General features: G+C 59.5%; 20 protein-coding genes. 8 read left to right on the top strand and 12 right to left on the bottom strand.

Annotated elements, in window-relative coordinates:
- Positions 1–48: 48 nt before the first annotated feature.
- The gene (locus B3527_RS15250; RefSeq protein WP_034817619.1) at positions 49–2,325 is read right to left on the bottom strand and encodes an NADP-dependent malic enzyme; all 2,277 of its coding nucleotides are present in this window, start codon (positions 2,323–2,325) and stop codon (positions 49–51) included.
- Positions 2,326–2,497: 172 nt separating this feature from the next.
- Here B3527_RS15250 and mutS point away from each other — a divergent pair, with 172 nt between their 5' ends.
- Positions 2,498–5,197, top strand: a complete 2,700-nt coding sequence (gene mutS, locus B3527_RS15245; RefSeq protein WP_290480411.1) for a DNA mismatch repair protein MutS — start codon at positions 2,498–2,500, stop codon at positions 5,195–5,197.
- Here the strand turns inward: mutS and B3527_RS15240 are convergent.
- The 4 genes from B3527_RS15240 to rsfS all read right to left on the bottom strand — a co-directional run bounded on the left by B3527_RS15240 (position 5,180) and on the right by rsfS (position 8,818).
- Positions 5,180–6,400 carry an FAD-dependent oxidoreductase gene (locus B3527_RS15240; protein ID WP_290480410.1) on the bottom strand — a complete coding sequence of 407 codons (1,221 nt, stop codon included), beginning with the start codon at positions 6,398–6,400 and terminating at the stop codon, positions 5,180–5,182. The two genes, mutS and B3527_RS15240, sit on opposite strands and share 18 nt — an antisense overlap.
- A 1-nt stretch (position 6,401) precedes the next feature.
- Positions 6,402–7,700, bottom strand: coding sequence for a TAXI family TRAP transporter solute-binding subunit (locus B3527_RS15235; RefSeq protein ID WP_290480409.1), 1,299 nt, complete (start codon positions 7,698–7,700; stop codon positions 6,402–6,404).
- A gap of 311 nt (positions 7,701–8,011) precedes the next feature.
- Positions 8,012–8,476 carry a 23S rRNA (pseudouridine(1915)-N(3))-methyltransferase RlmH gene (locus B3527_RS15230; RefSeq protein WP_067327323.1) on the bottom strand — a complete coding sequence of 155 codons (465 nt, stop codon included), beginning with the start codon at positions 8,474–8,476 and terminating at the stop codon, positions 8,012–8,014.
- Positions 8,477–8,485: 9 nt separating this feature from the next.
- The gene (gene rsfS / locus B3527_RS15225; RefSeq protein WP_290480408.1) at positions 8,486–8,818 is read right to left on the bottom strand and encodes a ribosome silencing factor; all 333 of its coding nucleotides are present in this window, start codon (positions 8,816–8,818) and stop codon (positions 8,486–8,488) included.
- A 261-nt stretch (positions 8,819–9,079) separates the two neighbouring features.
- Here rsfS and B3527_RS15220 point away from each other — a divergent pair, with 261 nt between their 5' ends.
- The 4 genes from B3527_RS15220 to B3527_RS15205 all read left to right on the top strand — a co-directional run bounded on the left by B3527_RS15220 (position 9,080) and on the right by B3527_RS15205 (position 11,746).
- Entirely contained in the window at positions 9,080–9,766 is a 687-nt protein-coding gene (locus tag B3527_RS15220; protein ID WP_051608048.1) for a BON domain-containing protein, read from the top strand.
- A 45-nt stretch (positions 9,767–9,811) separates the two neighbouring features.
- Entirely contained in the window at positions 9,812–10,762 is a 951-nt protein-coding gene (gshB, locus tag B3527_RS15215; RefSeq protein ID WP_290480407.1) for a glutathione synthase, read from the top strand.
- Between the two features lie 28 nt (positions 10,763–10,790).
- Positions 10,791–11,150, top strand: coding sequence for a hypothetical protein (locus B3527_RS15210; protein WP_156486770.1), 360 nt, complete (start codon positions 10,791–10,793; stop codon positions 11,148–11,150).
- 152 nt (positions 11,151–11,302) lie between these two features.
- A complete protein-coding gene (locus B3527_RS15205; RefSeq protein ID WP_067327316.1) occupies positions 11,303–11,746 on the top strand; it encodes a helix-turn-helix domain-containing protein in 444 nt (147 codons plus the stop codon).
- Here B3527_RS15205 and mutM read toward each other — a convergent pair.
- The gene (mutM, locus tag B3527_RS15200; protein ID WP_067327313.1) at positions 11,743–12,588 is read right to left on the bottom strand and encodes a bifunctional DNA-formamidopyrimidine glycosylase/DNA-(apurinic or apyrimidinic site) lyase; all 846 of its coding nucleotides are present in this window, start codon (positions 12,586–12,588) and stop codon (positions 11,743–11,745) included. The genes B3527_RS15205 and mutM overlap by 4 nt on opposite strands.
- A gap of 48 nt (positions 12,589–12,636) precedes the next feature.
- Here mutM and B3527_RS15195 point away from each other — a divergent pair, with 48 nt between their 5' ends.
- The gene (locus B3527_RS15195; RefSeq protein ID WP_290480406.1) at positions 12,637–13,425 is read left to right on the top strand and encodes a class I SAM-dependent methyltransferase; all 789 of its coding nucleotides are present in this window, start codon (positions 12,637–12,639) and stop codon (positions 13,423–13,425) included.
- 6 nt (positions 13,426–13,431) lie between these two features.
- Here the strand turns inward: B3527_RS15195 and B3527_RS15190 are convergent, their stop codons facing one another.
- Positions 13,432–13,611: a hypothetical protein gene (locus tag B3527_RS15190; protein ID WP_206991923.1), complete on the bottom strand. Its 180-nt coding sequence runs from the start codon at positions 13,609–13,611 to the stop codon at positions 13,432–13,434.
- Between the two features lie 81 nt (positions 13,612–13,692).
- Between B3527_RS15190 and ubiB the strand changes: the two genes are divergently transcribed.
- Positions 13,693–15,207 (top strand): 2-polyprenylphenol 6-hydroxylase, encoded by a 1,515-nt coding sequence (gene ubiB, locus B3527_RS15185; RefSeq protein WP_290480405.1) that lies wholly within the window; start codon positions 13,693–13,695, stop codon positions 15,205–15,207.
- Between the two features lie 127 nt (positions 15,208–15,334).
- Positions 15,335–16,567: a bifunctional phosphopantothenoylcysteine decarboxylase/phosphopantothenate--cysteine ligase CoaBC gene (coaBC, locus tag B3527_RS15180; RefSeq protein WP_206991921.1), complete on the top strand. Its 1,233-nt coding sequence runs from the start codon at positions 15,335–15,337 to the stop codon at positions 16,565–16,567.
- A 3-nt stretch (positions 16,568–16,570) separates the two neighbouring features.
- Here the strand turns inward: coaBC and B3527_RS15175 are convergent, their stop codons facing one another.
- The 5 genes from B3527_RS15175 to B3527_RS15155 all read right to left on the bottom strand — a co-directional run bounded on the left by B3527_RS15175 (position 16,571) and on the right by B3527_RS15155 (position 20,433).
- Complete coding sequence (locus tag B3527_RS15175; RefSeq protein WP_290480404.1) at positions 16,571–17,824, bottom strand: bifunctional folylpolyglutamate synthase/dihydrofolate synthase; 1,254 nt, start codon at positions 17,822–17,824, stop codon at positions 16,571–16,573.
- Positions 17,821–18,804 carry an acetyl-CoA carboxylase carboxyltransferase subunit beta gene (locus tag B3527_RS15170; protein WP_034817593.1) on the bottom strand — a complete coding sequence of 328 codons (984 nt, stop codon included), beginning with the start codon at positions 18,802–18,804 and terminating at the stop codon, positions 17,821–17,823. The genes B3527_RS15175 and B3527_RS15170 overlap by 4 nt, the downstream gene beginning before the upstream one ends.
- Before the next feature lie 29 nt (positions 18,805–18,833).
- Positions 18,834–19,661, bottom strand: coding sequence for a tryptophan synthase subunit alpha (trpA, locus tag B3527_RS15165; protein ID WP_206991918.1), 828 nt, complete (start codon positions 19,659–19,661; stop codon positions 18,834–18,836).
- Positions 19,661–19,936 (bottom strand): divalent-cation tolerance protein CutA, encoded by a 276-nt coding sequence (gene cutA / locus B3527_RS15160; protein WP_371822966.1) that lies wholly within the window; start codon positions 19,934–19,936, stop codon positions 19,661–19,663. Before cutA ends, trpA begins: the two co-directional genes overlap by 1 nt.
- Positions 19,937–20,028: 92 nt before the next feature.
- Positions 20,029–20,433 carry a VOC family protein gene (locus B3527_RS15155; protein WP_290480403.1) on the bottom strand — a complete coding sequence of 135 codons (405 nt, stop codon included), beginning with the start codon at positions 20,431–20,433 and terminating at the stop codon, positions 20,029–20,031.
- Positions 20,434–20,441 lie beyond the last annotated feature (8 nt).

Genomic DNA, 20,441 nt, shown 5'->3' with positions numbered 1-20,441 from the left:
ACTCGCCGCCTGCGAGTCCTGACGCTGGGGAATTTCGTGACGATGACGTTAGCCGCCGTGCACGTGATCCACATCAAAGGCCGCAATCGTTGCGAGGTTCACAATGTCACCGACCGTTGCGCCGAGCGATGCAATCTGTACCGGCTTCTCTAGACCCAGCAGCATTGGCCCAATCACCGTCGCGCGGCTCATCGATTCCAGAAGCTTGGTCGAGATAGATGCGGCGTGAATGGCTGGCATGACCAACACATTTGCCGGACCAGTCAGGCGCGAGAATGGGTAGAGCAGCTTGTGGCTGGTGTTCAACGCAACATCCGCGCTCATGTCACCTTCATATTCGAAGTCGATATCCTTCATGCCATCCAGGATGGCAACGGCATCGCGCACCTTTTCGCCGCGCTCGCCCATCGGGTTGCCGAAGGTCGAATAGGACAGGAATGCCACGCGCGGCGAGAAGCCAAGTGAGCGGACGCCTCGGGCGGCCTCTATGGCGATATTGGCAAGGTCTTCGCCCTGCGGCAGCTCGGTGACGCTAGTGTCTGCGATGAAGACCGTCCGCCCCCGGTTAATCACCATCGACATGCCAATTATGGCCTGTCCCGGTATCGGATCGAGCACCAGCAGCGAGTCGTTCAAGGCGACGTCATAGTTACGGGTCACACCCGTGACCATGCCATCAGCGTCGCCATTCTTCAGCATGCAACAGCCGAAGACATTGCGGTCCTGGTTCACGAGACGCTGGGCATCCCGCTTCAAATAGCCGTCGCGCTGGAGGCGAGCATACAGCATGTCCGTGTAGACCGGATTGTTGTCAGACAGGCGCGCATTTAGAATCTCAAGTGTACCGGGCTGGATACCCATCTGCTCCATGGCGCGCTCGACCTGAGCCTCGCGACCAATCAGGATCGGATGACCAAGCCCCTGGTTCTTGAAGCTGAACGCGGCGCGAACGACGGCGGGCTCTTCACCCTCAGCAAACACGATGCGGCGCTGCAGCTCCTTACAGCGAGCCTGAACCCCCTGAATGAAGGAAGCGGACGGATCCGCTCGGCGGGCCAGCGAATGCCGGTAGGCTTCCATGTCATCAATCGGTTTGCGAGCCACGCCGGTATCCATGGCGGCCTGCGCCACGAAAGGCGGAATGAAGCTGATCAGGCGCGGATCAAACGGGGTTGGGATAATGTATTCACGCCCGAAGCTTGGGCGCGCGCCATGGTATGCAGCCGCCACTTCATCCGGCACGTCTTCGCGCGCCAGCTCAGCGATTGCCCGTGCAGCTGCAACTTTCATCTCTTCATTGATGCCACGCGCACGCACGTCCAGCGCGCCGCGGAAGATGTACGGGAAACCCAGAACATTGTTGACCTGATTGGGATAATCCGACCGGCCGGTGGCAATGATTGCATCATCACGAACCGACTTGATATCTTCCGGCGTGATTTCAGGATCAGGATTGGCCATGGCGAAGATGATCGGGTCCTTGGCCATCGACTTGACCATCTCTTTCGAAACAGCGCCCTTCGCGGACAGGCCCAACAACACGTCAGCGCCTTCGATTGCTTCTGCGAGCGTTCGCTTTGTGGTTTTGACGGCAAAGGCGGACTTGAACTGGTCCATCTTCTCGGTGCGTCCCTCATAGACAACGCCGCTGGAGTCACACATCAGGATATTCTCAGGCTTCACGCCGAGATGGCGAATCAGTCCTGCACAGGAAAGACCGGCGGCCCCTGCCCCCGAGACGGCGACTTTCAGATCTTTCAGTTCCCGACCCGTAATGTGGCAGGCATTGATAAGGCCGGCCGCGGCAATAATCGCCGTGCCGTGCTGGTCATCATGAAACACCGGAATGTCGAGGTCTTCGCGCAGACGGCTCTCGATGATGAAACAGTCCGGAGACGAGATATCTTCCAGGTTGATGCCGCCCCACGTGGAACCGATGTTCCGGACCGTCATGATGAATTCTTCGACGTCTGTCGTGCTGACCTCGACGTCGAAACTGTCGATATCGGCAAACCGTTTGAACAGGACAGACTTGCCTTCCATCACCGGTTTGGACGCCATCGGCCCAAGATTGCCGAGGCCGAGGATGGCAGTACCGTTGGAAATGACCGCGACCAGATTGCCCTTGGCGGTATAATCGTAGGCCCGGTCTTCGTCTTCCGCGATGGCAAGCACGGGCACCGCAACGCCGGGACTATAGGCCAAAGACAGGTCACGCTGCGTACCCATAGGCTTGGTCGGCGCCATGGAGATCTTGCCGGCGTGTGGCTGCGAGTGAAAATCGAGGGCTTCCTGGTCTGTGAAGCTCGGCCGTTTAGTGGTCATCGCGCGGCAAATCCGTTTTTGCAAAAAGTTTCAATTGAGGCGGCAAACTAGGCCGGTGCGAAAGCCATGCCAACCGCAAAACGGGCCATTCGGTGCGATATGATCACTTTGTCGCGCGCAAGCTGGTGCGAGGCTTTGCGAATCTCCGGCACTGACGATAGCGTCCCGGCCCATGGCCGACACTTCTGCTCCCTCGAAACCCACTCCTGCGCCAAGCCCGTTCATGGCGCAATACCTGTCGATCAAGGCGCGGCATGAAGATGCCATGCTCTTCTTCCGGATGGGCGACTTTTACGAACTGTTCTTCGACGACGCGGTTCAGGCCTCGAAAGTGCTCGGCATAACGCTGACGTCACGAGGCGAGTACGAAGGCAAACCCATCCCCATGGCAGGCGTGCCCTATCATGCCGCCGAGGGTTATCTGGCACGCCTGATCAAGGCCGGATGCCGGGTTGCCGTTTGCGAGCAGACAGAGAGCCCCGCAGAGGCCAAGAAGCGCGGATCAAAATCCATCGTAAACCGGGACATCGTCCGCATTGTTACGCCCGGAACGCTGACCGAAGACGCCCTACTGCCCGCTAATCAGGATCAGGCGCTGGCCGCGATTGCCATAGGAGGCGGCGGAGCCGAAGCGGCCATCGCCGTCTGCGATGTCTCCACCGGACGATTTGATGTCTCCGCGCTCGCAGCGAACACGCTTGCTGACAGCCTGATGGCTTATCCATTGTCTGAACTGTTGGTGTCCGAGGGCGATATCGACAAACCTGCCATCGCAAATGCGACTGCGCTCTCCACCGCACCAGTGACCTTCCGGCCCGCCCGCAGCGCGACGTACAAAACAGGCGAAGCCCTTCTCAAAGAAACATTCGGAATCGCTGCGCTGGAAGCGCTCGGCGACTTCGGCCGCGCAGAACTCGCAGCAATCGGCCTATTGCTGGATTACGTGAAGCTCACCCAAGCAGGCAGCGACATCCGATTGGACCCACCCATTCGAGCACGCGCAGAGGGCTATCTAGCGATTGATCCAGCAACCCGCACGAGCCTGGAGATCGACCGATCCATGCGCGGCGACCGCGACGGATCCCTGCTGGGCACAATCGACCGGACCGTCACCGCACCGGGCGCGCGGCTTCTGGCCTCGCGTCTTTCGCGTCCCTGTGTCGACCGGGTGGAGATTGATGCGCGGTATGACGCTGTGGCTTGGTTTGCGGATGATCGCGACGCAGTGGCGTCTGTCCGTGCCAGCTTGAAGGCTGCGCCGGATCTGGAACGTGCGCGGACACGGTTGCGCCTCGGTCGGGGTGGGCCGCGCGACCTCGCCGCGATCGGGCTCGCACTGACTGCCGCACATGAAGCGGCAAGCCAACTGACAGCCAGCTCTGCGGGCCTGCCGCACAAAATCGATGAGGCTGTTGCCGCACTCGACCTGGGCAAGGACAAAGACCTCGCCACACTCGCGCGGGATTTGGAGACAGCACTTTCGGAAAATCCACCCACACTCGCCCGCGATGGCGGGTTCGTTGCACCCGGCTGGGACGAGGCGCTCGATGAAGCCCGTGGCCTGCGCGATGACAGCCGCCAGATCATCGCTGCGCTACAGGCTCGCTACGCTGACGAAACCGGCATCACTGCGTTGAAGATCAAGTTCAACAATGTGCTTGGCTATTTCGTCGATGTCCCGGCCCGCTATGGCGACCCGTTGATGAAGCCGCCTCTGTCCGAAACCTTCATCCATCGTCAGACCCTGGCCAGCAATGTGCGCTTCTCTACGCAGGAACTTTCTGAACTCGCGGGCAGGATTTCCCGCGCAGAAGACGAAGCAAAAGCGCGTGAAATGTCCGTCTTCGAAGGGTTTTGTGAGCGAATCGATGCACTAAACTCGCCTCTATCCCGCACTGCAGGCGCCATTGCGGACCTCGATGTCGCGGCAGCCTCAGCAGAATGGGCGTTTGAGGTCGACGCGATCAGACCCGTACTGACAGAAGACACCACATTTTACGCCACGGGGCTGCGCCACCCGGTGGTCGAAGCTGCGCTCAAGAAAGATGGCAAGGGATTTACCGCCAACGACCTGGGACTAAGTGCCGAGGGCGATTTCGGAACGCGCCTCCTGCTCGTGACTGGTCCGAACATGGCCGGTAAGTCCACCTATCTAAGACAAGCCGCGCTGGCCGTTATCTTGGCGCAAGCAGGGCTCTTCGTGCCTGCGCGATCCCTGACATTGGGCTTGGTCGATCGGATCTTTTCGCGCGTCGGCGCGTCCGACGATCTGGCACGCGGGCGATCCACCTTCATGGTGGAAATGGTTGAGACCGCCGCCATTCTTAATCAGGCTACGGAGCGCAGTTTCGTCATCATGGACGAGGTCGGCCGGGGCACATCAACCTGGGACGGTCTCGCCATCGCCTGGGCGGCAGTCGAGCACCTTCATTCGGTCAACAAGGCCCGGGCCCTGTTTGCCACTCACTATCATGAGCTGACCAAACTGGTTGAGGACTTGCCCGGTGCGGCCAATGCTTCGCTCCGCGCCAAGGAATGGAAAGATGACCTTGTCTTCCTGCATGAAGTTCAGGCCGGGCCGGCGGACAAGTCTTACGGCGTACAAGTGGCCAAGCTTGCAGGCCTTCCAAAGAAGGCCGTCAAACGGGCGGCGCAAATCCTGAAGCAGCTTGAGGCTGAACCTGACGCGCCCGAAAACCTGCCCCTCTTTGCTGCCGCATCTCTTGCGCCGATCACGGACGAGGAGAATGCAGATCAGATAATTGGGCCATCAGAATCCGACCTGTTGCTGCAACAGATTGACCCGGATTCCCTGACACCGCGTGAAGCGCTTGACTTGCTGTACCGCCTCAAATCACTCGGCAGTGAATGATACATCGCCAGCCTTGAGCCCAAGCCTGTTGAGCGGCCTGCCCATTCCGCCCGACACCATGGCGGCGAGCACTTTCGGTGCGGGCGGTATCTTGCTGATCGGGGCCGCCAGCCAATCGCGTAACCATGCAAGTATCGTGGAATCGGACTGGTAGACCGGCGTGAAAAGCCAGCTCATAGTCTGGAACATTCTGACGTGCCCTGAACGCATTGAAGTGTAGTGGCGCAATTGTCTGTCCAGATCGTCGCGGACGCACAATGCCCGCGACAGCGCATAAGCATCAAGCAAGGCCATGTTGGCCCCCTGGCCCAGTTGCGGGCTGGCCGCATGCCAGCTGTCGCCGATGTGCACCAGCCGCTGGTTTACGGCAGGGGCGTGTGTGCGATGGTCATATTCTGCATAGGTTAGCTGAGCGTGGCTCTTCAACTGGTCCAGGAAGACAGCCGTTTCCGGCCAGAGCGCGACCGCCTCTGCTTTCCAAGCTGACAAGGGAGCCTGCTTCCATGCCTGATACTGATCCGTTCGAATGGACCAGAAATAGGTGAGCGTGTCCACGCCCTCTTCTTCTGAGCGGCCTGATGGCATAACCCCCGCCATCTGACGGGCCTGCCGGTAGCGTTGTGCCAAGGCGTTCCGCTCAAACCCATGTCCCTCCTGCCACGGAAGGGTTGCCCAGAGCGCGCCATATGCGAGCTGGCTGCGCGGACGAGATGAGAGCGGGGAGCGCACACCGAGTGCATCAACCACAAGATCAAACGGCCCCAACGTCTTTCCGTCCCCTGTGGTCAGGTAACCTCCCACGGCCTGAGCCGCGATGATCCGTGTGGACGGGACAATATTCGCGCCTGCCTCTCTGGCTGCTTGATACACCAGGTCAAACAGGACGGGACGCTGGATGGATATGCCCCGAAGGCTGGGCCGGATGGCATCATATCGGACATCCAACACGGTGCGCCCGGAATTGACCGCCTGGCCATGCAGGCGCCGAATAGGCGCGCCCAGCGTTTCGGCTCGCTCACGCAAGCCGAGCTCGCCCAATATCGTCAACCCCGTTTCTTGCAGGATCAGGCCAGACCCGACAGGTCCTGGCGCATCGAACTGGTCATAGACGGTGACGTCATGGCCGGCTTGGGCAAGCAGGGCTGCCGCGGCCAGTCCCCCAATGCCGGCACCGGCAATGGCTATCTTTCGCAATGAAGTCATGTCAGCCGGCAACCTTCACCGGATTTCGCTCACGCACCAGTTGCTTGACGAACTCGACATGACTGCGAAGCCGGTAAAGATCGTCCGTATAGGAAAGCGGCACTTCAACGGCACCGATTTCTGCCTGCAGGGTTTCGAGTTCCTCCTGCACCTTGTCACGTTCCGCCTTGTTGTCGGTCGAACGTCCACGCTCTTCGAGCGCACGCAAGTCTTCATACCAGACATAGATTTTCCGGCGCACACGCCAGCGATAGATGGGAGGTGCGACCCGGACCAACGGGAAGAGCAAGGTCAGCAACGGGATTGCAAGCACCCAGGCCCTGTCCAGAAAATTCGCGACGTCGAACGAAAAGTAACGGCGCAGGAATGACGGGCCGTCCTTGTAGTATCGACGTGCTTGTTCGCTGATGGGCAGATCGATCAGGTCCGGATCAGGATACTCCCCCGCCGGGGCCAGCAGCGTACCTTGGGAATGAATCGCCGTTGCAGCATCTATGAGAAGCGCTTCGATGGCCGGGTGCAAGTCCTTGCGGACGACGAGTTGAGCGACAGGTGCGACCAGGGGGATGTCTGTTGCTGGCAGATTCTTGCCGATATCCACAACGCCTCTCAGAAGGACAATATCTGACAGCGCCTCGTGTCGGCGCGCCAGGGCCGGAGCGCGGTCAAACGGAAGCAGGCGGACAACATCCGGACTGTTCAGCAATCGGTCCACATAAGATGCCTCCACCGAGGCAGAGAAAGCAGCAGCGTCCAGACTCCCGGACAGCAGGGCGTCCGCCGCCGCATTGCCCGAAAGCGGCAGCCGAGACGTTTCATCCCATTCGCCCCCATAATCGGCCTCTAGCTCCAGGGCGAGCATGCGCGTGCCCGACCCGGTGCCGCCAACTGCCATTCGAGCATCGTGAAGATCGCCCAACGTGTCAACGGGAACATCATTCCGGACAAACACCCAGAAAGGCTCCGGAAACAGTCCTCCAATTGAGCGCAACTCTTCCTCATCGGACACAGTTGAGAGTCCGCCCTGCACAAGGCCGACATCAACCTCGGAATCATCCAGCAGGCGCAGATTGTCGATTGAGCCCTGCGTCTCCACCAGCACAACCTCCACCCCCTCTTCCGCGAGAAGACGCTGATAGCGTTCTGCAAAGGCATGATAGGCACCGCCCGGGCTGCCAGCGGCGAACCGGATCGTTTTCGGTGGCGCAGGGTCCATCAGCACCAGAGCCAGGAGCACGCCCGCAAAGGCAACGACGACCAGAGGCCAATAGACTTTCAGGAAGTCCCTCAATCCCGACATGGTAACCGCCTCCCACCGCGCTAGTTCGGTCGACTACTGCTCTAGGCCGGGAAATTGCAAGGATCAACAAAGTGTAAGGCTCTGCCCTGAAATCGCCTCATGCGTGCCGCGCATGGAACCTATTCCGTTACAAGAGTGTTCATCAATGTATCGAGGCACCATCTGGAGCCCAAGCGACCAGAAAGGACGATCCCGTGAGCCATCCCATATCCATCACACGACTATTGTCTGTTGCCGTTTTAGGGGTAATCGCGGCCGTAACATTTGCCATGGTCCTGATGCCACAGCCTTCACTCTACGCAGGTTGAGCCTTAATCCTTGTGATAGGGCGTCCCGGCGAGGATCGATACAGCGCGGTAAACCTGCTCTGTCACCATCACCCTGACAAAACGATGTGGCCAGGTCTGGGGTCCAAAAGCCAGAGTATCCGGAACGGCTGACTTCACCGCGTCGCCATAGCCCTCGGCTCCCCCAATCAGGAAAACGAGGTCAGGCACGCCCTGATCGCGCCATTTGGCGAGATTTTCAGAAAATTCGCGAGATCTTTGTGCCCGTCCGAACTCGTCCAGTCGGATACATTTGGCACCTGACGGTAGTTTGGCGAGAATCCGGTCCGCTTCAGCGTCCAGTCCGCCGCCACTGGGCACTTCGATCTCTTCAATGCCGCGAAAGCCGAGGGATCGTGCGATCGGCCCTGCACGCTTGATGTATTCATCGACAAGTTCGCGTTCCGGCCCGGCCTTTAGCCGCCCGACGACCAGAAAGATGATCCGCATGGTCGCCCGCTAATTGGCTGGCGCACGATGGGCATTGTCAGATGCCCAGATCTTTTCGAGATTATAGAGTTCCCGGACTTCCGGGCGGAACAGGTGGACGATGACATCCCCGGTATCGATCAGCACCCAATCTGCATTCGGCATACCTTCGACACTGGCCGGGCGACCGGTCAGTTTCTTTACGTCTTGTGCAAGATGGTCTGCGAGAGCCGCAACATGCCGGCCGGAACGACCGGATGCGATGATCATGAAATCTGCGAGCGAAGATCTTCCATCAAGGTCAATGAAGAGAATGTCTTCAGCCTTGTCATCCTCAAGGGCCTTGGCGAGGGCTTCGGCCACATTACGGATTTCTTCGAGCGTGGCCTGCTGGGCGGGCTGGAGCCGCGGGGCGCTGGGGGTCAGGGGTCCGGTTCCTTCTTGTTACGTCCTCTTCAGATAATAGCATCTACGGGGCCGAACAACCAGCCATTAAAGGTCTGTCGCCGTCATATCGAGTCTCAATTCGCACCAAATTGCACCTTATGCGCAGTTTGCCAGATTTTCGCCGCATGTTCAGGGCATATTCCGACGTCATTCTTGTTGCTGATGGAGTAGAGTTTCATGCGCATGCAATTTGCTGCTGCCGCCGTTTTGTTTGCTTTGCCGCTCGGGGGTTGCGCCGTTGCAGCGCTTGGCACCGCCGGGGCCGTTGGCGTTGCCGCCGCCCAGGAGAAATCGCTCGGTGAAGCTGTGGACGATGCCACCGCGTCGAATGAGATCAAGAGTAAGCTCCTGTCTGAAAGCGCAAACAAGTTTGGAGAGGTCGATGTGGAGGTCACCGGGGGACTCGTCCTGCTCTCCGGCCGCGTAAACACTCCGGAAGAGCGTGTGAAAGCCGAAGGTATCGCCTGGACCTCTCACCTCACGCGCGATGTCGCCAATGAAATTCGTATCCAGCCTCCGGGCGGTTTCCTCGCAAATGTCTCCGATGAAGTCATCACGGGTCGGGTCCGCGCACGCCTGGTTGGGTCCAGCACGGTCAAAAGCCTCAACTTCAACATCGAAACCTATAATGGCGTTGTCTACCTTATGGGCATCGCGCGGTCGGCCGAGGAGTTGAAGCGCGCAGCCGAGGAGGCCAGTGTGGTGGGCGGCGTGAAACAGGTGGTTTCCTATGTCCGCATTCGTGACAATACCCGCACCCAACAAGCCGCGCCGACGACGCAGGGCACGCCCCCTTATCAAACAGCACCCGATGCCTCATATGACTATCAGGCCGACGGGGAACTGATCGGCGCCAATTACTAGCCGGGTCAGGTCGCGCGGGCGGCGGCCCATGAAGGGAGCCGCCTCATGAGCCTTCGCGTTGCGATCCAGATGGATCCGCTCGAATCCGTCAATATCGACGGAGACACCACTTTTGCCCTGGCCGAAGTCGCACAAGCGCGCGGCATGGAGCTTTTCGTCTACGGTCCCGATGACATGAGCATCGAGCAAGGCCGCGTAACGGCCTTGGTTCGACCCGCGCGCGTTCAACGTGTGAAGGACGCACCCGGCCTGTTTGATGCGCCCGTTCGGCTGGATCTTGCAAAAGACGTTGCCGTCATCTTGATGCGTCAGGACCCACCCTTTGACATGAGCTATATCACGGCCTGCCATCTGCTTGAGGAAATCGCAGATGAAACCCTCGTCGTGAACGACCCGGCTGGCGTCCGATCCAGTCCAGAAAAGATTTTCCCGCTAATGTATCCAGACCTGATGCCGCCAACCCTTGTGTCGCGCGACTTGTCTGTCATCGAAGCCTTCCGCGCAGAGCACAAGGACATCATCATCAAGCCGCTCTATGGGCATGGCGGCGCAGGCGTGTTTCGCCTGAAGCAGGACGATTCCAATTTCGACTCGTTGACTGAGCTCTTCTTCAGTCGCTCGCGTGAACCGGTCATGGTTCAGGCATTTCTGCCGGCCGTCAGTGAGGGCGACAAGCGCATCATCTTGATCGATGGCAAAGCCGCCGGCGCGCTCAACCGGCGCCCCAAGGAAGGTCAGGTCCGATCGAACCTCGTTGTCGGCGGTACGGCCGAGGAGACAGATATGAGCGACGCGGATATGCGGATTTGCGAAGCCATCGGGCCGGAATTGAAACGTCGCGGACTCGTCCTGACGGGCATCGACGTGATTGGCGGGCGTCTTACCGAGGTGAATGTCACCTCCCCCACCGGTGTTCAGGCCATCAAGAAACTCAGCGGCATTGATATCGCTGCCGATTTCTGGAACGTTGTGCAAGACAAGCTTGCGAGCCGCTGAAGCTCCCGGCAAGAATGGGGACATGATCATGAAACTGACAACGTCTATCGCCATCGTGTCTTTCTGTCTGGCAGGGACGGCCTGTTCTGAAAATTCCAGCAGTGAAGACGCAGCTGTCGTCGCTACCGAGACCGCCCAGGTCGAGGACGAATATACGGGCTCCCTCAATCTGAACCTGCCAAGTTCATCGGCGGCTCAGGACACTGGCAGCGGTACGCTGAATTTGCGAATTGGGCAGTCGGACGAAGATGATGGTCTGCTGATCGGGTCCGGCGGTTTTGGCGGAGGCCAGTTCGAGGATGCTCCGTCGCTTGGCCTGTCCCTTCCTGACGATACTGCAGAGCCGGCATCGTCAGAAGACGACGTCATTCGGCTTGATCCGAAATAGTCGTCGGCCCAATTGATCATCCTGCATGAGGATGTTGGCTCTGGCCGCCTCGAAAGATAAAGCAAAACTCGACACACAATCGCAAGTTGCGTGCGGGCATTCTTTGGGCTTGAAAACCACTCAGGATTGAATATTGTCAGCTCCTGATTTCAATGGGTGCGCGGCGCATTGCGTCAGACACCCGGCCTCAGGGACCCAGGATGCCGCATGCCCCATCTCCCCAGGACGTAAGAAAACCCACAGATGCAGACCGCTTTATCGGTCGGCAAGTCCGACAAGCGCGTCGTGAAGTGGGGATGACGCAAGAGGCGTTGTCCGAAAAGCTGGGCCTTACTTTTCAGCAGGTTCAGAAGTATGAGGCCGGCCGCAGTCGTTTGTCAGCTGGCAGGTTGAGGGACGTGGCCATCGCCCTCGGTAAGCCGATCAACTATTTCTACGAGCCATTTCCTGCGGCACCCGAGGTCCGCGACCTTGAGCATGCAAAGATAGGTTTGCTGAAGCGGGAGGCGAAAAAACTCGTCGACTCCCTTGTACGGGCAGATGATCTGGAAACAGCCATTCAGATTCTGGCCGCGCTGGGGCCATCTCGTCCCTAGCGTTGGCAGGCACTACAGAAGAAACTCGACCTACCTGATTGGACGATGCGTTGGATCGGCTTGGTGCAGTTGCGGCAAGAGTCCCCTTCCCGGTCATAGACGGCGAAAGTGTGCTGGAAATAGCCAAGCTCCCCACTCGCGCTGGCGAAATCTGAGATGGATGAGCCGCCTGCCGCTATAGCTTCGGCTATAACGTCATTGATCGCTGGCACGAGGCGTGCGGCGCGCTGGCCCGGCACGGTCGCTGCACTCCGGCGCGGGGATACACCCGCACGCCACAACGCTTCGCACACATAGATATTACCGAGCCCGGCAATCACCGACTGGTCGAGCAGCGCCGATTTGATCGGCGTCTTGCGCCCCCGCAGAACTGTATTCAGATACGCCTCGGAAAACCCATTGGAAAGTGGCTCCGGCCCCATCGCCATTAACCTTGGATACGCCTGAAACTGCTGCGCGGGCCAGAGTTCCATGAAACCAAATCGACGCGGATCATTATAGGTTACGCGCGCGCCGCTTTCGAGCTGGAAGACAACATGGTCATGGCGTGGGTCTGTGCCGGTCTCGTGATGGAACGCACCGAGTTTGTCGTCCGCCACCGTGAACCGTCCAGTCATGCCGAGATGCATGACGAGGACCTCATCCGTCGACAGGGCAAGCGTCAGGAACTTCGCCTTGCGGCCCAGATGGGTGATACGCGCACCGCTGAGGCGTTCGGCGAACCGGTCGGGGAAGGGAAACCGTAGATCAGCCCGGTTGTGGACAAGACGCTCAATACGCTGGCCCTCCATGACTGGCGCAAGTCCGCGGCGAACTGTCTCGACTTCGGGTAATTCAGGCATGGCTATGGCATATAGCCTAGGGTGATCGAGGCAACTATGGTGGCGCGCATGTCTGCAGATAGAGATACGGAACGCAAGGTGTCGTTCGGCTTCGAAGAGGTCACCGAGACGGAGAAGGTCGCCCGCGTGAAAGGCGTCTTCCGCTCTGTCGCGTCCCGCTACGACCTGATGAACGATCTCATGTCCGCAGGCGTCCACCGCCTCTGGAAGCATGATGCGATGAATCAGGTGAACCCACAGCCCGGCGAGCGCCATCTGGATGTTGCTGGCGGCACCGGCGAATTGGCACGCGCCTTCCTCACCTTGGCTGACAAGGCGGGCAAGCGCAGGAGCATCGACACGCCCGCCACCGCAATCGTGTCCGACATCAATGATGCCATGCTGGACGCAGGCAAAGCCCGTGCGGACAATGCTAAATGGGAAGGTCGGCTAGACTGGATTTGCGCCGACGGCCAGAATTTGCCCTATCCCGACCGAGTATTCGATGCCGTCACCGTGTCGTTCGGAATTCGCAATTTTGCGGATCGTCTGGAAGGATTACGGGAGTTCCGCCGCGTGTTGAAACCGGGCGGCAGATTGGCCGTTCTGGAGTTCAGTCATATGACGGTCCCTGCCCTGCAGGCCGCATACGACACATACAGTTTCAATGTGATCCCGCGCCTCGGCAGCCTGATTGCGGGAGATGCCGATAGTTATCAGTATCTTGTTGAATCAATACGGAAATTTCCCACACAGGACGCCTTCCGCAAAGAAATCGAAGATTCAGGCTTTTCTCGTGTGAGTGTCACGAATTATTCGGGAGGCATCGCCGCCCTGCACTTCGGCTGGGCGGTCTGATGCGGGTCAGCTTGGGCTCGAATCCGGCGTCAGACTGGAGCGCTGTGCAGGGTCCAGCAACAGCTGGTCTGGGGCTTGGCTCGGCTCGGCATAATAGATCGCCGCAGCAATCATTGCAGCCACAAGCAGTCCACTCGTCACAAAGTATAGAGTTCCTTTGTTTTTTGGTGCTTTTTTAGTGGCCATGACAGCCTCCTCTGTAAACATATCTTCCCTCATCAAACGCCGTCCGGGCCTGCCGGTTCCCGTTGGCGCGCGGAGCATGGCATGGGACTGATTGGAGATTATCGCCGCCTGATGCGCGCTGGCATAGCACTCGCGCGACACGATGTGATCCTGCCGGGCGCTTACCAGACCCGCCTGCCTCTGCCTGCCCGCATCGCCGGGCGGGTGCTACGTGTCTTTGGTGGCGGCGCGCGGGGACGCCCCGGCGAGCGCCTCGCCCGCGCGTTGGAAAAGCTGGGACCGGCCTATATCAAGCTTGGGCAGTTTCTGGCCACGCGCCCGGATGTGTTCGGCGCTGAAGTCACCCAGGATCTGGGCCGTCTGAAGGACAAGCTGCCGCCCTTTTCGATGAAAGCGGCGCGCGCCGCCCTTGCGGAAGAGTTTGGTGAGGCTGACGCCGCGCGCCTGTTTGCCGAATTGTCAGACCCGGTTGCGGCCGCGTCCATCGCGCAGGTCCACAAGATGTCCCTGCCGGAAGGCGAACGCGCCGTGAAAATCCTGCGGCCGGGAATTGAGCACAAATTGATGGTGGAGCTTTCTGCCATGAAACGCGCTGCGCGCACCATCGAAGGCATCTCAGCCGAGAGCCAGCGTCTGAAACCTGTGGCTTTCACTGAAACCATTGCGAATGCCATGATGCGCGAAACCGACCTGCGCCTCGAAGCAGGCGGCGCAGACGAAATGCACGAAATCAGCCAGAAATCCGGCCATTTCGTCATTCCCTCCGTCGATTGGGACCGCACCGGTCGCCGGGTTCTTACCATCGACTGGATCGACGGAGTTTCTCTCACCGATCCAAAAGCGCTGGACCGTCCCGGCATCGACCGCAAGAAATTGGCGAACGACATCACGCAGGGCTTCCTGACCCATGCGATCGAATACGGCGTGTTCCATGCGGACATGCATGAAGGCAATCTCATCATCACGCCGGAAGGCAAGGTGGCCCTGGTGGATTTCGGAATCATTGGCCGGATCGGCCTGGTCGAGCGCCGCTTCCTCGCCGAAATCCTTTGGGGCTTCCTGAAGCGCGATTACCGCCGTGTTGCCGAAGTCCATTTCGAGGCCGGTTATGTACCGGCCAACCAGTCCATCGGGGAGTTCGCACAAGCTCTCCGTTCCATCGGCGAACCCGTACATGGCAAACCGGCCGAAGAAGTCTCGATGGGTCGCGTCCTGCTTCAATTGTTCGACTATACGCACACATTCGGAATGTCCCTGCGTCCGGAACTTGTCCTGCTCCAGAAGACCATGGTCCAAGTGGAAGGCGTCGCCCGCGCGATCGACCCGTCGCACAATATATGGTTTGCGTCCGAACCCGTGGTCGGCACGTGGATCCGGCGCAGCTTTGGTCCAGAGGGCGCCGCAAAACTTGTCGCAGGCAATGTGAAAGAGATCACCAACCGGTTGAAGCGTCTGCCAGAAGTCATGGACAGATTTGAGGCCTCACTACTCGAACCGGTTTCGCCCCCGCCGCTTCCACGCCGGTTTGCGCCTTGGTGGGGCTGGTTTGGCTTCATCGCGGTCTTGGTTGCGCTGGGCATCTGGGCAGCGAAATAGCGAGTTTCGGGCATTTCCCTGCTGAAACCCGCGAAAACCTTAACCGAGCCGCCAAGTTCACAGGGATTTCATGGGGTAACGGCAAGAAATTTGCGATAAGACACGCGTAACAAACAGAGCCCGGCCCATGACGCAAAAACGCATCCTTTTGATCATTTCCGGCGGTATTGCCGCCTATAAGAGCCTGGAACTGATCCGGGAGTTGCGCCGGCGCGACATTGCCTGTCGGTGCATCGTGACGAAGGGCGGCCAGGAATTCGTCACCCCTCTCTCGGTCTCCGCCCTGTCCGGCGACAAGGTCTATACCGAGCTGTTCAACCTCAGTGACGAAGCGGAAATGGGCCATATTGAGCTTTCCCGCTCGGCCGATCTCGTCGTTGTCTGCCCGGCTACCGCAGACCTGATGGCCAAGGCCGCAGGTGGCCTCGCCAATGATCTTGCCTCCACCACACTTCTGGCGACTGACAAACCTGTCCTGGTCGTGCCCGCCATGAATGTGCGCATGTGGCAGCACCCAGCCACGGTGCGGAATGTCGAAACGCTCCGCGCGGATGGCGTGACGGTGATGGAGCCGGACGAAGGCGCGATGGCCTGCGGTGAATTCGGTCCTGGCCGCCTTCCGGAACTTCCGGTCATCGCCGAAGAAATCGAACGCATGCTGGCAGGAGACGCCACCGGCGCACTGGCGGGAACCCACGCGCTTGTCACAGCAGGCCCGACACGCGAACCGCTGGATCCTGTTCGGTTCTTGTCCAACCATTCTTCCGGCAAGCAAGGCTATGCGATTGCCGAAGCGCTCGCGCGTCTGGGTGCGCAGGTCACTTTGGTCTCCGGTCCGGTCGCCCTGCCCGCACCACGGGGAGTGAATTTCGTACCGGTCGAGACTGCCCGCCAGATGTTGAAGGCCTGCGAGGACGCTCTGCCTGCTGATGTATTCGTTTCTGTGGCCGCGGTTGCTGACTGGCGCCCGGCACGGGCCGCAACCAAGAAGCTGAAGATCAAGGGCGCAGGCAGCGAACATCCGTCCATGGAACTGACCGAAAACCCGGATATCCTCAAGACGCTGGCCAACAAACGCAAGAACCGACCCGCCCTGGTGATCGGCTTCGCCGCAGAGACGCATGATGTCGAGGAACACGCTGAAGCGAAGCTCGCCCGCAAGAATTGTGACTGGATCGTCGCCAATGATGTCTCCGGGGATGTGATGGGCGGCTCGGAAAACGAGATTGCCCTGATCACCCGGAACGGATCCGAACGCTGGCCCCGCATGGGCAAGACCGAAGTGGCGCGCCGACTGGCGCACAAGGTCGCTGAAACGCTGAATGATGAAGGCGACGGGCTGAAACTCGCCGCAGAATAGGGATTAGGCGGGCGGCTCACCATTCTGCGCGAGCACCTCCCCTGCCAGATACAGAGATCCGCAAATCAGGATCCGGTCGACGCCGGTTGTCGCCGCAGCCTTGAGCGCCGCTTCGAGACTGTCGTACGCGGCAGCTTTCAGCCCCGCATTGGTGGCCGCTTCCGCCAAGGCCTGAGGCTCGGCGCCCTGATGACCCGGCGCATTCGGCAAGGTGAAGACCTCAGGTCGCACCTGCCGGAACGGCATGAAATAACCGGTCGCATCCTTGGAGGCGAGCATGGCTGCGACCAGTGCGGTACGCCCGGGCATATTGTTCAGCTGTCTCGCAATGGCGCGGGCCGCATGCGGATTGTGCCCGCCATCCAGCCAGATTTCCTGATTGGGGGCGAGCGCCGTAAGCGGCCCGTCTTTCAGGCGCTGCATACGCGCAGGCCACACCACGTTGCGGGCGCCCTCGAAGATCGCATTCTGGTCGATGATTGTGGAATTTCCGAACAGCTGCACGGCCATGGCGGCCAGAGCCGCATTGGCCCGCTGGTGCTCGCCCAACAGGCCAAGGTCTTCCGGCATTGCATCAATGAAGTGCGCTTTCAGCCGATAGAGCGGCGCGCCGACATCTTCGGCCCGTTTTGCGATGACATCGTCACAGATCTTGCGCTGGATCGCGGTCAGCGCCGGGCGGCCGGACTTGATGATCCCCGCCTTCTCACCCGCAATCTTGCGAATATCCGAGCCGAGAAAGGCCTTGTGGTCGAAGTCGATTGGCGTGATCACGCTGAGCGCGGGCTGGTCGATCACATTGGTCGCGTCATAACTGCCGCCGAGGCCGACTTCGAGAATCAGTACATCGGCGGGCACTTCCGAGAAGGCGAGCAGGGCCGTGGCCGTGGTCGCCTCGAATTGTGTGATCTCCTGCCCCTTGATCGCGTCATGGGTTCGCTCCAGCCAGTCGATCAGGCGCGCATCATCCACGATCTCACCGGCGAGCCGGATACGCTCGTTGAAACGCACGAGGTGCGGACTGGTAAAGACATGAACGCTAAGGCCCGCTGCTTCCATCATGGCCCGCATGAAGGCGCAGGTGGACCCTTTGCCGTTGGTTCCGGCCACATGTATCACGGGCGGCAGCCTGTCTTGCGGCCGCCCAAGCAACTCAAGCGCATTCAAGACGCGCCCGAGCGATAGTTCAATCGTGTCTGGATATAGCCCTTCGAACCGCCCCAGCGCCTCGGCCAGGGCCGAACTGTCACCGATCAAGCAGAGCTGCCCTTACTCTTGTTTGGGGTCTTGGCGGCATGCGTTTTGGGTGGCGTCAGAGAAACCGGCAGGCGATCTTCAGCGCGCCGCACATTTGGCATCAGCATCGACAGGACATTTGAGATCGTGTCCTTCAGTTTGCGCCGGTCGCAGACAATGTCCACCTGGCCCTTTTCGCGCAGGAATTCGGATCGCTGGAACCCTTTCGGCAGGCTTTCGCGAATGGTTTGTTCAATCACACGCGGGCCGGAAAAGGCGATCATTGCGCCAGGTTCGGCAATATGGATATCGCCAAGCATCGCATAAGATGCCGACACGCCGCCCGACGTCGGATCAGTCAGCAGCACAATATAAGGTAGTTTGGCTTCGGCCAGTTCATTGATCGCGAGCGTCGTGCGCGGCATCTGCATCAGGCTCAGCGTGCCCTCCTGCATGCGAGCGCCACCGGACGCCGTGCACACAACAAAGCCCGCCTTGCGGGCCAACGCCATCTGCGCAGCCGCTACAAAGCCTTCCCCTGCCGCCATGCCCAAGGATCCGCCCATAAAGGCAAAATCCTGAACCAATACGACCGTGGGCACGCCGCCGATCTTTCCATAGGCCGCCACCATACAGTCTTCCTGGATGATCGGTGCGCCACCATTTTCGGACTCTTTCTTGTCCCGGGCCGCAATCTTGGCCTTCGCAGCCTTCAGGCGCGACGGATAAGGCTTGTCATCCTTGAATTTCAGGGGGTCATGCGGAACCGATGGCAGGGCCAAAGGCTCCCAGCGCTCATCATCGAACAGGAGGCGCAGGCGGGTGCGCGGGCTGATCCGCAGATGCGCGCCAGCAGGTGTGACATGCCAGTTTTCTTCCAGATCGGTCTTGTAGACCAGTTCGCCGGACAGAGGACATTTCACCCACAAATCGTCGGGCGTGTCCTTCTTCGCGAGCATGGTCTTCAGGCCCGGCGGGGTGACCTTGGTAATCCAGTTCATGCCAGAACCTCCTCGGCGGCAATCAACACTTAAGGCTTGGTGATCGTTCTGATCGCCGAGCTCAACTCCTTCGCCAACGCGCCCATTCCCCGCGGTGCACTGGCAAAATCCCCCGATTCGTGGGCCTTTTCTGCATGCTCCACGAAAGCGGAGCCTACGACAACCCCATCGGCAATTTTAGCCATTTCTGCAGCTTGAGCGCCAGTTTTGACGCCAAAACCCACACAGACCGGCAATCCTGAAACACGTTTGGCCATTTCAATGTTCCCGGCAATCGCCTGCGGATCCGCGCTGCCAGCGCCTGTAACGCCTGTCACAGCGACGAAATAGAGGAATCCGCTGGCGCCTTCGGCAACTTTTTTCATGCGGTTTTCATGGGTGGTGGGTGTCGCAAGCCGAATCACGGATAGATCGTATTGCGCATAGGCCTCGCGCAGTTCGCCATCTTCTTCCGGCGGCAAATCTACCAGGATCGTTCCGTCGACACCGGCCGCATGAGCCGCCTTGGCAAACTCAACATATCCCATACGGAACACAGGATTGGCATATCCCATGATAATGACAGGCGTTGTCTGGTCCTCGGCGCGAAACCGGGCCGCCAGCGCCAGCGTGTCAGCGAGCTTTGTTTTATTGGCGAGCGCGCGCAAGCCCGCCTTCTGAATGGATGCCCCATCGGCCATCGGGTCGGTAAAGGGCGCGCCAAGCTCAATGATATCGGCGCCGTTGTCGCGCAGCGCGCACATGGCAGCATAGCTCGTCTCAAGGTCAGGGTCGCCGGCCATAAGGTAGGAAACCAGAACGGCGCGGGATTCGCCGCTTGCGCGCGCGAAGGTGTCTGTAATGCGGGAAGTTGGCATCAGGTGTCCGTATTCTCGTGAACCCATGCCTCATAAGGCGCATTCGCCTGAATGCAAGGCAATGCGACCATAGCGGGTACTTCATAGGGATGGTGCGTCAGGACGAGGGCTTCGATCCGATCCCAATTCGCTTTCGGCGCTTTCAGCCACAACACGAATTCGAAGGCCTGCTCCACCACACTCTTCCAGCGATAGGTGGACGAGACCGGCCCTTCGAGATTGGCGCAGGCAGCGAGACGGTGCTCGATGGCCGCGTCGCCAATTTCCTCGGCCACACGGCGCGACGGACAGGTAATGCGAATGAGAAGGAGATCAGTCAATTTACTCTCTCGACAAAAGATAAAGTGAAGGCGCAGGGGAACATTTTCTAACCGCCTCGTCCATCGGGATCGTGGTAAACGATGCAAATCTTGTTTCCATCGAGATCTCGGAAATATGCCCCGTAATAGTTCGCGTGATATTGCGGGCGCAGGCACGGGGTACCCTCATCCTGAGCGCCGCGAGAGATGGCAATTGCGTGCGCCTCATCTACGCTGGGCCGGTCGGGTGCGAGCAGGGCGAGCATCTGGCCATTGCCCGGCTCGTGTCGCTGGTCATTGAACGGCCGCACCAAAGCGACCAGCGGGCGGTCATCGCCCGGACGCCGCCACATGATAAACGGATCAGACCGCTCGAATGGTACACGCGGATTCCCAAGCGCCTGCATGATCGGCTCGTAAAAGGCAGCTGCATTTTCCAGATCATTCGTGCCCAAGGTCACATGCGAGATCATCGGCCTCT

Origin of the sequence: Hyphomonas sp. UBA4505 (genome assembly GCF_002388685.1) — a bacterium.
In the GTDB taxonomy this organism is placed as follows: Bacteria; Pseudomonadota; Alphaproteobacteria; order Caulobacterales; family Hyphomonadaceae; genus Hyphomonas.
The sequence above is the reverse complement of the archived record's forward strand: the minus strand, read 5'-3'. Positions and strand labels throughout refer to the sequence as shown.

Excerpts from the sequence above, each read along its gene's own strand:
- B3527_RS15250 (WP_034817619.1), bottom strand. The coding sequence starts at position 2,325 with ATGACCACTAAACGGCCGAGCTTCACAGACCAGGAAGCCCTCGATTTT.
- mutS (WP_290480411.1), top strand. The coding sequence starts at position 2,498 with ATGGCCGACACTTCTGCTCCCTCGAAACCCACTCCTGCGCCAAGCCCG.
- B3527_RS15240 (WP_290480410.1), bottom strand. The coding sequence starts at position 6,400 with ATGACTTCATTGCGAAAGATAGCCATTGCCGGTGCCGGCATTGGGGGA.
- B3527_RS15235 (WP_290480409.1), bottom strand. The coding sequence starts at position 7,700 with ATGTCGGGATTGAGGGACTTCCTGAAAGTCTATTGGCCTCTGGTCGTC.
- B3527_RS15230 (WP_067327323.1), bottom strand. The coding sequence starts at position 8,476 with ATGCGGATCATCTTTCTGGTCGTCGGGCGGCTAAAGGCCGGGCCGGAA.
- B3527_RS15220 (WP_051608048.1), top strand. The coding sequence starts at position 9,080 with ATGCGCATGCAATTTGCTGCTGCCGCCGTTTTGTTTGCTTTGCCGCTC.
- gshB (WP_290480407.1), top strand. The coding sequence starts at position 9,812 with ATGAGCCTTCGCGTTGCGATCCAGATGGATCCGCTCGAATCCGTCAAT.
- B3527_RS15210 (WP_156486770.1), top strand. The coding sequence starts at position 10,791 with ATGAAACTGACAACGTCTATCGCCATCGTGTCTTTCTGTCTGGCAGGG.
- B3527_RS15205 (WP_067327316.1), top strand. The coding sequence starts at position 11,303 with ATGGGTGCGCGGCGCATTGCGTCAGACACCCGGCCTCAGGGACCCAGG.
- mutM (WP_067327313.1), bottom strand. The coding sequence starts at position 12,588 with ATGCCTGAATTACCCGAAGTCGAGACAGTTCGCCGCGGACTTGCGCCA.
- B3527_RS15195 (WP_290480406.1), top strand. The coding sequence starts at position 12,637 with ATGTCTGCAGATAGAGATACGGAACGCAAGGTGTCGTTCGGCTTCGAA.
- B3527_RS15190 (WP_206991923.1), bottom strand. The coding sequence starts at position 13,611 with ATGGCCACTAAAAAAGCACCAAAAAACAAAGGAACTCTATACTTTGTG.
- ubiB (WP_290480405.1), top strand. The coding sequence starts at position 13,693 with ATGGGACTGATTGGAGATTATCGCCGCCTGATGCGCGCTGGCATAGCA.
- coaBC (WP_206991921.1), top strand. The coding sequence starts at position 15,335 with ATGACGCAAAAACGCATCCTTTTGATCATTTCCGGCGGTATTGCCGCC.
- B3527_RS15170 (WP_034817593.1), bottom strand. The coding sequence starts at position 18,804 with ATGAACTGGATTACCAAGGTCACCCCGCCGGGCCTGAAGACCATGCTC.
- trpA (WP_206991918.1), bottom strand. The coding sequence starts at position 19,661 with ATGCCAACTTCCCGCATTACAGACACCTTCGCGCGCGCAAGCGGCGAA.
- B3527_RS15155 (WP_290480403.1), bottom strand. The coding sequence starts at position 20,433 with ATGATCTCGCATGTGACCTTGGGCACGAATGATCTGGAAAATGCAGCT.